Here is a 12,594-nt window from a genome sequence, read left to right as displayed (position 1 = left end):
GATCACGGGCATGCGACTGGCAGTTCGCTTTAATCTCAGGCACAATCAGGTAATTACCCCTTGACGATAGCTGCCACTGAAATGATTCAAAATGGCAGCGGTATTGGTTTAGCCACCTTTGCCGCCATATCCTTATTGTATCTCTTGGTGCTGTATTGCGTTGGCTTATTTGGCCGACGCATAACTGCACAGCATCCTCTTGCGCCATGGGTATTTAGTTTAGCGCTCTCCATTTATTGCACATCGTGGGCATTTTATGGCGTAACCGCACAGGCGGTGGTGAATGGTTGGTGGCTACCCCCCACCTATATTGGCTCCTTTCTGTTGTTTTGGTTTGGCTTTAAATTAATGTCGCAAGTGGCCGTTGCCTGTCGCCGCTATCGTATCACCTCTATTGCCGATTTTATTGCTACCCGTTTTGGGCACTCACGTAGCTTAGCCGTGCTTATTACCCTCATTTTGATTATGACGGTGATCCCTTATATCACCCTGCAATTGCATGCGGTTGCTACCAGCATTAATACTCTGGTGCGAGCAGAAACTGGCGAGCATTGGTATACCGACACGGGGCTTTATGTGTGCTTGTGGATGGCTGTTTTTGCCTTACTGTTTGTGGGTAAAAGCGCCAGAGCACATCAACCTAACCCTGGTTTAATGACGGCGATCGCTTTTGAATCCTTGATTAAATTATTTGCGTTGCTGGCAATTGCCGCCTTTGTAGGCTGGGGCATGTTTGATGGGTTTGCGTCTATTTTTACCTTAGCCAGCGATAGCAGCGCCGTAAAAATAGTGCAGCAGCAAGCATTGCCAACTTATAGCTATTGGATCCATGTGTTATTAGGCTTTGCCGCTACACTGTGTTTACCGTGGTTGTTTCATGTTAGTTTTGTGGAAAATCAACGCTTAAGTCATTTACGCAGCGCCCGCTGGATCTTCCCGTTGTATCTGTTATTGATGGGCGCATTTACCTTGCCACTGGGGTTAGCCGGAGTAATGCTGTTAGGCGAGCAAGCCAATATTGATTTGGTGGTACTACAATTACCGCTTGCTGCGAACCGGACGGATATCGCATTGTTAGCGTACTTAGGGGGCTTTTCTGCCGCCACAAGTATGGTTGTGGTCGCCACCGTAGTGCTGGGGATTTTAATTACCAACGAATTATTAGTGCCGCTGTTATTTCGGCGTAACAATTTAGCTGATGGTCAAACCAATGGCGTAAAAGTGGCAACATTGCGTCGATTGGCCATGTTAGTGGTACTTGCGCTGGGCTTTATTTATTATCGGTTTATTGGTACAGGTACCGGTTTAGCGCAACTCGGCTTAATGGCCTTTGCCCTAGTAGCACAATTGGCTCCAGCCTTAATAATGGGGTTGTTTTCACGCAAAATTAATCGGCAAGGCGCCATATTTGGGCTCTGTAGCGGTGCCTTTATTTGGGCCTACGTGTTACTTTTTCCTGAGTTAGTGCGCGCTGGAATCGTCTTTAGCGATATTCCTAAGCACGGACCTTTTTCGATCAACTGGTTGGCACCGCAATATTTATTTGGCTGGCAAGGCGACAGTATTACACTGGGCGTTTTATTAAGTTTAAGTATCAATTGTTTAACGACGTTACTGGTTAGCCAGCTCAGTAACACTGGTATTAGTGAATGGCTGCAAAGCGGGCGCTTTTTGCGCACCCACAAAGAGCCATTACAAAAACCACTGCAACAACTCACCACTCAAGAATGTTATTTATTAGTCAGGCGCTTTGCCGGTGAACGAGAAGCGCAGCGGTTATTACAACGTAACAGTAAAGAAACTGCACCTGATTTACAGCGACTGGCCAGTGCAAATGTTTTACAAGCCACTGAGCGTAGTTTAGCTGCCGTATTAGGCGGTGCCTCTATGCGCTTAATTATGGATGCCTGTGGCCGGCATGCAGGCTTACCGATGGAAACCGTCGAACGCTTTGTCGATGAGGCTGGCCAAGTGTTTCGCTTTAATCAAGGCTTGCTGCTCTCGACAATCGATAACATTAGCCAAGGTATTGCTGTGGTGGATGCCGATCAACGGGTGATTGCTTGGAATCAACGCTATATTGACATGTTTGCTTACCCCCCCGCGATGGTAGAAGTGGGTAAACCCGTGGCCGACCTCATCCGGTTTAATATGCAACGTGGCTTAATTGATCGCCAAGATATAGAAACCGAAGTGCAAAAGCGTTTAAGCTTTTTGCGTCAAGGCAGCCAGTACCGAGTGCAGCGGCAACAACAGGATGGCCGCGTATTAGAAATTCAAGGCAATCCTTTGCCTGGCGGTGGCTTTGTTACTACTTACACCGATGTCAGTTCGTTTATTGCTGTTCAACAACAATTAGAACAAAGTAATCAATTGCTTGAACAACGTGTAGCGGAACGCACCAGCGAGTTGCAGCGCTTAAACAATCAATTACAACTCACGCAACAACAACTTGAAGCAACGACAGTTGCAAAAACCCGCTTTTTTGCCGCTGCGGGCCACGATTTAATGCAACCGTTTAATGCTGCCGCTCTTTTTGCCAGTTTGCTACGCCAAAAGGCCACGGATCCCGAACTGCTACAACTGAGTGAAAACCTAAGCCATTCGCTTAATTCTGCCGAAGAATTATTAACCGCTATTTTAGATTTAACGAAGCTTGATTCTGGTGTGGTTAAAGCCCGCCATCAGGCCGTGCCAGTTCAACAATTACTGGAAGATATTGCCCGTGATGCCGCCATGTTAGCGCACAAAAAAGGCTTAACCTTTCACCTTATTCCGTGTCGCTTAATCGTTAATACCGATCGTAAATTATTAAAGCGGGTACTACAAAATCTGCTGGCCAATGCCATTCGTTACACGCCACAGGGGCGCGTAGTTTTAGGTGTGAAACGCCGTGGCAACCACGTACAACTCTGCGTATTGGACACCGGCGTAGGTATTGCCCTCGCCGATCAAGCACGTATCTTCGAAGAATTTCAACAAGGCACTCAACCCGATCAAAAAGGCTTGGGGCTAGGTTTGGCCATTGCCCATCGGATCAGCGCTATATTAAATCACCCTTTAAAGCTGCACTCCATAGAAGGCCGTGGCAGCTGCTTTAGTTTGCTTTTACCGCTCGCCCCCATACATAGCCGCGCAGAAAGTACAGCCCTTGCACAGAGCTTAACGCCCCAGGTGAGCGGGAAAGATATCAGCGCCAGCTTTGTGGGTAAAAAAGTGTTATTGTTGGATAATGAACCCCAGTTATTGCACGCCGTCGCCACCTTGTTGCAAAGCTGGCAATGTGAAGTACAAGCAGTACAAACACCCGCGGCACTTCTTCTCGTGTTACAACAGGGTTTTATACCTGATATTGCCCTGTTTGATTACCATTTAGATAATGGCGCAACCGGTATTGAGGTGGCGTTGCACCTAACCGAGCATTTTGCTCTGACGATGCCGGTTATAATTAATTCTGCCGATCATGATCAACATATCCGCGAACAAGCCCTAAACAGCGGGTTTTATTTCTTGCTCAAACCGCTCAAACCCGCTGCGCTAAAACGCTTATTTCAACGTTTGTTGCAATAATTGTCTCTAAAATGGTTTTGTAACACCTCAATAAAAGCAATGTACCGCTTTTAATACCATAACTATTATTCAATACGTTAGTGCGTTTTTACTCCCACACGTGTTAAAAATTGCTTTTTTTATAATCATAAATTCTGAAAACCGCCTTTACCCCAATAAGAATTCCGCCTATAAATTAATCACCATTAATTTACAATTAAGTCACAAATGACGCAGAAACCGTTGTTCCGACTAGCAGCAATCAAACAACAAGCAAACCGCTTAGAAGGCGAGGTGATTATTGCTCAGCCGCTGAGTAGCAGCATTTTAACGGGCAGTTTGTTGGCTATCGTCGTCGCTATAATTGGTTTTTTAGCCACCGCCGATTTTAATCGTAAAGAAACGGTGTCGGGCTATTTGCAACCAGATATTGGTTTAGCCAAAGTTCATGCCGCCCGCGCGGGAATTATCAGCGAGCTTTATGTAGAAGATGGCGCCAGTGTGATTGCTGGGCAAGCACTATTAACCTTAACCATTCCAGACCATTTGGCGGAAGGCAACAGCGTTGTTGAGAGCATTAGTTTAACCTTGCAGCAGCAACAACAGCTTATTGCACAGCGGCGCGAGCAATTACAACTGCAGTACCAACAGCAGCAACATGAGTTACAAAGCCGTTTGGTTTATCATCAAAGCGTATTAACGGAGTTACACCAACAAACGCAACTTTTACAGCATCGCCTGCAGCTGCAGCAACAACGTTTTAGCGATCTAAGTCAGTTAAAAGAACAAGGCGTGATCAGTACCTTAGATTGGCAACTGCAACATGAAAGTTTATTGCAGCTGCAACAACAAGCCGCAGAACACAATGCTAGCCAACAAAGCCAACTTGCCTCACTGGTGCAATTAGAGGGGCAATTACAACGTATTCCCAGTGAGCAACAGCAGCAATTAGCCTTGCTAGAAGCAGAGTCTTCCAGATTAGCGCAACAACAAGTGGAATTACGAGCCAGAAACCATCTATTAGTCACTGCCCCCGTTAGCGGCCGTGTCACTAACTTAGTGGCTGAGCCCGGGCAATTTACACAGCATACTCAGCCACTTCTGACCATTTTGCCAGAAAACGCTCAACTGCACGCCATCTTGTTGGTTCCCACCCGCGCCTTTGGTTTTGTTAATCCAGGACAGCGCACCCGCTTAAGGTTTGAAGCGTTTCCCTATCAGCGCTTTGGGTTATATGAAGGGCAAGTGCTTAAGACCGGTCAGGCCATTATTTTACCGAATGAAGTCGCCATGCCTATTGCGATACAAGAACCCGTTTATCGGGTGGCAGTAGCATTAGATGCGCAAGAGATCCGCGCTTACGGCAACAGCGTCCCGCTGCAATCGGGCATGCTGCTAAGCGCAGATATCGTGCTGGAGCAACGCAGTTTACTGAGCTGGTTGCTTGAGCCGATTTTAAGCCTCAAAGGGCGATTATGAGGCTCAGTACGAGCCAACCTTTAACTTAAAACGTCTCAAGGAGAGATATTATGCAAGAATTAACATTTGAGCAAGTTGAGCTTGTCTCAGGAGGCAGTAGCAATAGCTCCAATGATGATAAAGACAACCACGATGATACAAACCGTGATGTAAACCTTGCTGAACAAATTGCGTGTTTATTCTTAGAAGGTTCAACTGGTGGTGTCTTAGGGCATGTATTTTTTAAAACTTTGGGTATGAGTAATACCGCAGTTCACGCTGGAATAGTTGGTGGTGGGATGAATGTTGTGACTGGGTGGGGTTGGTGTACTTCACTTCTCAGCTCAAGTGCTGACTACAAAGGTATGATGACCGCTCCCTAAAAGTAGACAGGCTTTGGTGTTATGCCAAAGCCATCTATCACAAAACTCTAAATCGGTATTGAATATGGACACTATTGACATCTTTTTTATAATTATTAAGGCTCTGGGTGTTGGGGTCGGCTATAAATTTGCGTACAGATTATTTAGAAACGAAAAATATCAGAATGAAAACCGAGACGCTGTTATTTGTGGTGTTACGGCTTTTATCGTGATGCTGGTCTTTTATAAAATTTAACGCAATTTTATAAGTATAATTAAATGATTATCCTCCAATCCGAAGCCGCTGAATGTGGTTTGGCCTGCGTGGCTATGGTAGCAAATCAATATGGCCATCAGCTGGACTTAACCACCTTACGAAATCGCTACAGCGTATCGCTTAAAGGTTCTACGCTACAGCAGCTTATGTTATTAGCGAATCAATTAGGTTTAGCCAGTCGGGCGCTTAAACTTGAATTGGCAGATCTTAATAAACTGCAAACGCCCTGTATTTTGCACTGGGAAATGAATCATTTTGTGGTGCTTATTAAAGTACATCGTAAGGGCATAACCATTTTAGATCCAGCGATAGGTGAAAGACGCCTAACGTTGGAGGAAGTCGATAAAGCCTTTACTGGCATTGCCTTAGAGCTGACACCTACTACAGACTTTAAAAAAGTCGATGAACGGCTACAGTTAAAACTAACGGCCTTTTGGAATAAAGCCAAGGGCATTATTCCGGCGCTGGTAAAGCTATTTATCTTGTCACTAATTTTACAAGTGTTTGCCCTCGCATCCCCCTACTATACCCAGTTGGTCGTGGATGAAGTTTTGGTCAGTTACGATAAGCCTCTACTCGTGGTGTTAGCGCTTGGCTTTGGTTTACTGATGCTTATACAGGTGGTGGTAGGGATTTTACGCAGCTGGATAGCCCTGCATTTAGGCACTATGCTAAGCATGCAAATGGTAACCAACTTATTTCGCCATGTGCTGCACTTACCAGCCGCCTTTTTTGAAAAACGCCATATGGGGGATATTATCTCACGATTTGGCTCATTAGCAGCTGTACAATCCTTACTAACAACCAGCCTAATAAGCGGTTTACTCGATGGCATTATGGTGGTGATAGTCTTTGCCATGATGTACTTGTATAGCCCGCAGTTAAGTCTGATAGTCATTTTGGTGGTATTACTATATTCCTTATTACGCTGGGCCTTTTTCTGGCCGATGCGCCAACTTACTGAGGAAAGCATTGTGGCAGAGGCGAAAGAGCAAAGCGTTTTTATGGAGTCGATACGTGGCTATCAAGCCCTTAAGTTATTTGGACAAGAAACGCAGCGTTTAAGCTTTTGGCAAAATCGCCATGCAGAAGCGGTGAATAAAGATTACCGATTAGCGAAATGGGGTATTGGTGCGGGTATGGCTAATCAGCTGTTGTTCGGTATCGAAGGCATCTTAATTGTGTATTTAGCTGCGCAGCAGGTGATGGCTGAAGTGATGACGGTTGGGATGCTCTTTGCCTTTGTGGCCTATAAAGGACAATTTACAAGCCGGATGAGCAGCTTAATTGATTTAGTTGTGCAGATTAAAATGACTAAGCTGCATTTAGAGCGGCTTGCTGATATTGCCTTGACTGAAAAAGAAGAAACTGACGAGCGTAATGATTACAGAGAGATTAGCGGTAACCTTAGCATTAAAAAATTAGATTTTCGTTATGCCAGTAGTGAGCCCCTCTTATTTAACCAGTTAAATCTTACCGTTCACGCCGGCGACAATATCGCCATTATTGGCCCATCTGGCACGGGTAAAACGACCTTAATAAAACTTATGTTGGGGCTGTTAACACCCGAAAGCGGCAAAATTGAAGTAGAGGGTATCGATATTAAACAATTGGGCTTACGGCATTATCGCAGCCAAATTGCCGCAGTGATGCAGGATGATCAATTAATGTCGGGCACGCTAGCCGAGAATATCAGCTTTTTTGATCCAAAACTTGATATGCAACAGGTGCAGGTCGCGGCACGTTTAGCCGGGATTGAACACGACATTAACGCCATGCCAATGGGCTATAACAGTTTGGTGGGTGATATGGGCAGTACATTATCTGGCGGGCAGAAACAACGAGTGTTATTGGCCAGAGCGCTTTATCGCCAACCCAAAATACTGTTTATGGATGAAGCCACTAGCCATTTAGATTTACAGCTGGAGCAACATGTTAATGTGGCCATTCAGCAACTGAATATGACACGCATTATTATTGCTCATCGGCCTGAAACAATTTTAAGTGCTCAGCGGATCATGCTGCTGCGACAAGGCCAGTTAGTTGATATTACGCAAGATTACAAGGCGCAGTATTTATCCCCAGAGCAACGTTAATCTAGTGAATAGGCCATGCTGGTGAACACGATAGACAACTTAAATTGGAGGTACCAAAATGAAAGTTTATCTGCCCATGATTCTTTTTGTCTTATTACTATTATGTTTAGGATTGTTCAACATGCTAAGCCGCTGGCAACTAGGCGCTGAACTTAGAGTAATCGATTATGTTATTCCCTTAATGGCGCCCTTTGGCATATTGTTCATCTGGTTTTTATCCACCCTCAGTCGGGCAACCTATCGTAAAACAAACAAACCATACATTTAGATCGTGTTTGAAGAAAATCTAATAATCGGGCGTGTACTTAATCAACATGTTCAGGCAGTTTAAGCTTTTCAAATAAAATGCCTGCTAAGGTGCGATTATTCACGTTAAGCTTACGCAAGATTGCCGATACGTGCTGTTTAATGGTGGTTTCTTGCACGCTCATCTCATACGCGATTTGTTTATTTAACAAACCATCTGCAATCATTTTTAATACGCGGAATTGCTGAGGCGTTAGCTGTTCTAACCGTTGTGCAAAATCGTTATCAATTAATACTCTGGCGTTTTTTACATCATCAGCCAGAGCAGGCGGGATCCAAGTATCACCATTCGTTACTGCGTTAATGGCTTCTGATAACAACTCTAGCGGCGCCGATTTAGGAATATACGCTGCGGCACCAAGTGCCAACGCTTGCTTAATAATCACCGGATCTTCTTCTGCTGATACCATAACTACCGGCACATCAGGGTATTCAGTACGTAACGCCGTAAGACCGGTAAAGCCGTCAGATCCCGGCATTTTTAAATCAAGAAAAATAAAGTGTGTATCCGGATGTTGGCGTAGTAAGGGCCATATTTGCGCCATGGTTTGCGCCTGTAACAGTAGCGCATCTTTGCCTAGTATCGCGGCACAGGCTTGCGATAGGGCAACACGAAATAAGGGATGATCATCAGCAATAATAGCTATCATAACAAGTCTTCTGAGCAGTTTTGCCCATAATGAACCGGGGCGTGAGCCCCGGCAAGGGTTTTATCGATTTAGAAACGGTAACCTACGGTTAGACTGAACGTACGTGGATCAGTATAGAATCCCAATACCGAATTATCTAACACCGGTCCGGCAAAGTTATATCCCGCTATACGTGCTTGTTTATCACCGATGTTTTTCGCTTGCAGCGAAACATCCCAGTGCCCATCATTGGAATACCAGGTTGCGCCAGCGTTAAACACTGTATAACCCCCAAAATCTAACAAGGACGGAATTTCAAAGATTTGCGTTGAGCCTCGGTGTGCCATATTGGCCGTCATCACTACTTCACCAAAAGAAGTGGCAATACTGTAGGTTCCTGCCAGTGTAGCTGTGAGATCAGGCGTATTTGCAAAAGACCAAATATTCGACACATCGACCACTTGCTGCAGGTTAGGATCAAAAAACTCGACCTCATTAAAAGCGGCATCCACATAACCGACGATCATGCTTAAATTAAAATCACGATTCACCGCAAAAGTGGCTTCTAACTCTACGCCGTTAATATCAGCGTTCGCCGCGTTTAACACTTGAGAGGCAACCGTTACCGTACCCGGTGAAGTTTCTACCGAACGCTGTACCGTAACCTGCATATCATCGTATTTAGCCATAAACACAGCAGCATTTACGCGTAAGCGTTGATTAAACCACTCGCTCTTCATCCCCAGTTCAAAGGTGTCGACCGTTTCTTCTTGGTAAGGCTTATTACCATCAGGGTTGATGGCTTGGTTGGCTCGCATATCAAAGCCACCTGATTTAAAGCCATTGGTATAACTGGTATAAAGCATCAGATCGCGGCTATGTTGATACTCGACACCCAAACGCGGTGAAAAATGGCTAAAACTTTCGCTACCTTGAAAATCGGTTTGGATGCCAATGCGGTTACCGCCTGGCTGCCGCGGAAATTTATAGCCGCTATAAACATAGCGATAAACAGAGGCATCTTTATCATCTTTGGTAAAGCGTCCGCCCAAGGTCACAGACCACTGATCATCGAGCCGATAACTGCCCTGAGAATAGAATGCCAAGCTATCCGTTTCTACACAACCGCCGTTTTCAGTGGTTGATAAGCCATACACCACCTGACCAAAGGCACCACAGGCATCACCATTGTAATAATAAATACCACTTGCGACTTTTAAGCGTTCAGAGCTGTATAAAAACTGCAGCTCTTGTGACGTTTGTTCATCTTCATAGAACGCCGGTATATCTAAGGTGGGAAAAGACGTTGAATCAAAATCGATATTGGTATCGGTAACCCCTTCGCGTCGGGCCGTAACCGATTTAATTGTCCAGTTATCATTTACATCCCAGGCAACCGTAAGCGACTGCCCTTCTGTTTCAACTTTATTGGCGACAGGCATACTGATGTTGGCATCATACACTTTGGTTGGACGCGTATCGGTTGGTGCCAGCGCGCTAGGAAACAAACGGAAACCACCGCGTGGATTAGAATCATCTACCGTTTTGTCCGCGGCCAAATTAACTCTTACATTGTCAGCAGCATTCCACTGCAAACTGACACGGCCAGACATTAACTCTTTGTTATAGTTGTCGTCACCCGTATTTAAAAACTTACCAAAACCATCACGATTAAAAGTAGCTAACGCACCACTGACAAAGACGGTGTCACTTAATCCCGTTTGACCTGAAAGACGTAAATCGCGCTGATTGTAACTTCCTAGGGTGCCACGTACCGCAAACTGATTATCACCTGTCAGTGTTTTAGTCACATATTTTACTGCACCCCCAATGGTATTACGACCATATAACGTGCCTTGTGGCCCACGCAAAACCTCGATACGTTCAACGTCGTAAACATCTAAAGCCGCACCTTGTGGCCTGGCTAAGTAAACATCATCAATATAAATACCCACACCCGGCTCAAAGCCCCACAAAGGATCTTGTTGGCCAATACCGCGGATGTAAGCGGTTAAGGTACTGTTGGTGCCGCGAGAAACTTGTAAGGTGGTATTGGGAGAATACTGTTGTACAGAAGTAATGTTATCGACGCCGCGCTGCGCCAACTCTTCTTCACCTAAGGAGGTAACGGCCACTGGCACCGTTTGTAAGTTTTCGACAGTACGACGGGCGGTCACTTCAATACGTTCAAGCTTCACGTCTTCCGCTGAGTTGTCTTGCGCAAAGACGGGCATCGCTAAACAGCTGCTGATAGCCACTGCCAATAAACTGGGGGTAAGTAACGTCGAGTTCACGGCAACGCGTGGCACATTATTATTCTTCTTAGCCATAGGGCTCTCCTGTTGATAGTTGTTCTGTCTTGTTGTTCTGTCTAGTGTTTGGGCATGTTGTATTGTGTTTGTGCAAACTGTTGGAAATTAGCTGTTGGTAATAGAGTAGCCCTGATTGCGGAATTATTAACCTGTACCTTAGTACTATGGTGAGCAACAGCAGAGTGTATCAGACTAGAAAAAAACAAAAACTAGGATGCATCCATGCTAAGTTCATTCGGACTACTCGGTTTACTGGGCCTGTTACTCGGTCTAGGTTTGTTAATTGTACTAACCATGCGCGGCTTTAATTTGTTCATTACTGCACCACTTTGCGCCTTACTGGTTGCACTAACCAACGGTATCCCGTTTTGGCAATTAAGCGACAAAGTGGATTTTGTGCATGGCTATATGTCAGGGTTTTCCGGATTTGTTGCTGCGTGGTTTTTAATGTTTTTACTCGGTTCGCTGTTTGGCAAATTGATGGAACACACCGGCGCAGCAGATGCCGTTGCCTTAGCTATTGTGAAAAGACTGGGGCAAACTCGCGCGGTACTTGCTATTGTGCTGGCCTGTGCCGTATTAACTTATGGCGGAGTCAGTTTATTTGTCGTGGCCTTTTCTGCCTATCCCATGGCGGTTAGCCTGTTCAAAGGGGCCAATTTACCGCGCCGTTTTATTCCTGCAACGCTGGCCTTAGGATCAGTGACCTTTACCATGACATCAGCCGGCTCTCCAGAAATTCAAAACTGGATCCCCATCCCTTATTTAGGCACCACACCCTATGCTGGCTGGGAAGTGAGTTTACTGGTAGCAGCATTTATGGCGATTGGGGGATATTGGGCATTGATGACCATGATTAAACACGCCGTGCAAAAAGGCGAGCATTTTATCAGCCGGCAGAGCGATCCGACTTTGAGTGATAAACCGTTACCGCATTGGTCCACCGGTTTGATCCCGCTGTTGGTCGTATTAGTAACGTCTTTTATCTTACACGACAGCCTACAACAAGCCGCCTTGATTATTGCGCTAGCGGGCGGTGTGATCAGCCTGTATTTACTGAATTTTCGTTTTCTGCATAACCCTGGCACAGCAACAAACGAGGGCGTGCTGGGCGCCTTACTGGCCATTGGTAATACCGCTGCCGTTGTTGGTTTTGGGGGGGTAGCTAAACTGACACCTGCTTTTAATCAGGTGGTGGATTATATGACACATTTGCCTGGTCCCGAACTGATTGGTGCTGCGGTTGCGGTAAGCGCTATCGCGGGTTTAACCGGATCAGCCTCGGGAGGACAAGTGATTGCGTTACCCGAGATTGCCCCCACGTACTTAGATCGTGGTGTCGATCCTGAACAGTTACACCGTGTCGTGGCAATTTCATCGGGCGCATTAGATTCTTTGCCGCACAATGGCTATGTGGTGACCACTATCCGTGCTATCTGTGGGGAGAGTCATCAAAATGCATATTGGCCAGTCGCCGTCGTCAGTGTGTTAATGCCGCTACTTGGCGTGGTTCTGGCGATCTTACTGTTTCAGTGGTTCTAAATTAAAAACCCTTTGAGGGGTAAGCCACGCAAAGCGCGTTGGCTAAATAAAGGAAGTCTCTAT

At 45.6% G+C, this 12,594-nt stretch carries 7 protein-coding genes; 5 read left to right on the top strand and 2 right to left on the bottom strand.

Translation table 11 applies throughout. The features are described from left to right. Positions 1 to 60: 60 nt before the first annotated feature. From IE070_RS14240 to IE070_RS14225, 4 genes are all read left to right on the top strand, one after another. Positions 61 to 3,570: a PAS domain-containing hybrid sensor histidine kinase/response regulator gene (locus tag IE070_RS14240; RefSeq protein ID WP_229797076.1), complete on the top strand. Its 3,510-nt coding sequence runs from the start codon at positions 61 to 63 to the stop codon at positions 3,568 to 3,570. A gap of 207 nt (positions 3,571 to 3,777) precedes the next feature. Continuing rightward, a complete protein-coding gene (locus tag IE070_RS14235; protein WP_189483863.1) occupies positions 3,778 to 5,028 on the top strand; it encodes a beta-barrel domain-containing protein in 1,251 nt (416 codons plus the stop codon). 50 nt (positions 5,029 to 5,078) lie between these two features. Further along, on the top strand, positions 5,079 to 5,390 hold the full coding sequence (locus IE070_RS14230; RefSeq protein ID WP_189483862.1) for a hypothetical protein: 312 nt from the start codon (positions 5,079 to 5,081) through the stop codon (positions 5,388 to 5,390). A 258-nt stretch (positions 5,391 to 5,648) separates the two neighbouring features. After that, positions 5,649 to 7,742 carry a peptidase domain-containing ABC transporter gene (locus IE070_RS14225; protein WP_189483861.1) on the top strand — a complete coding sequence of 698 codons (2,094 nt, stop codon included), beginning with the start codon at positions 5,649 to 5,651 and terminating at the stop codon, positions 7,740 to 7,742. Positions 7,743 to 8,047: 305 nt separating this feature from the next. Here IE070_RS14225 and IE070_RS14220 read toward each other — a convergent pair whose 3' ends face one another. Beyond that, entirely contained in the window at positions 8,048 to 8,698 is a 651-nt protein-coding gene (locus IE070_RS14220) for a response regulator (protein ID WP_189483860.1), read from the bottom strand. Between the two features lie 68 nt (positions 8,699 to 8,766). Then, a complete protein-coding gene (locus IE070_RS14215; protein ID WP_189483859.1) occupies positions 8,767 to 11,007 on the bottom strand; it encodes a TonB-dependent receptor in 2,241 nt (746 codons plus the stop codon). Between the two features lie 204 nt (positions 11,008 to 11,211). On the opposite strand from IE070_RS14215, the gene IE070_RS14210 reads away from it, so the two are divergent. Further along, the gene (locus IE070_RS14210) at positions 11,212 to 12,531 is read left to right on the top strand and encodes a GntP family permease (RefSeq protein WP_189483858.1); all 1,320 of its coding nucleotides are present in this window, start codon (positions 11,212 to 11,214) and stop codon (positions 12,529 to 12,531) included. Positions 12,532 to 12,594 lie beyond the last annotated feature (63 nt).

It is taken from the genome of Alishewanella tabrizica, assembly GCF_014652375.1.
Classification (GTDB): Bacteria; Pseudomonadota; Gammaproteobacteria; order Enterobacterales; family Alteromonadaceae; genus Alishewanella; species Alishewanella tabrizica.
Note: the sequence above shows the minus strand (reverse complement) of the source record. Positions and strands in the feature narration are given on the sequence as shown.

Bases quoted from the DNA above. Each gene is read 5' to 3' on its own strand.
- IE070_RS14215 (WP_189483859.1), bottom strand. From the start codon at position 11,007: ATGGCTAAGAAGAATAATAATGTGCCACGCGTTGCCGTGAACTCGACG.
- IE070_RS14230 (WP_189483862.1), top strand. From the start codon at position 5,079: ATGCAAGAATTAACATTTGAGCAAGTTGAGCTTGTCTCAGGAGGCAGT.
- IE070_RS14235 (WP_189483863.1), top strand. From the start codon at position 3,778: ATGACGCAGAAACCGTTGTTCCGACTAGCAGCAATCAAACAACAAGCA.
- IE070_RS14225 (WP_189483861.1), top strand. From the start codon at position 5,649: ATGATTATCCTCCAATCCGAAGCCGCTGAATGTGGTTTGGCCTGCGTG.
- IE070_RS14220 (WP_189483860.1), bottom strand. From the start codon at position 8,698: ATGATAGCTATTATTGCTGATGATCATCCCTTATTTCGTGTTGCCCTA.
- IE070_RS14210 (WP_189483858.1), top strand. From the start codon at position 11,212: ATGCTAAGTTCATTCGGACTACTCGGTTTACTGGGCCTGTTACTCGGT.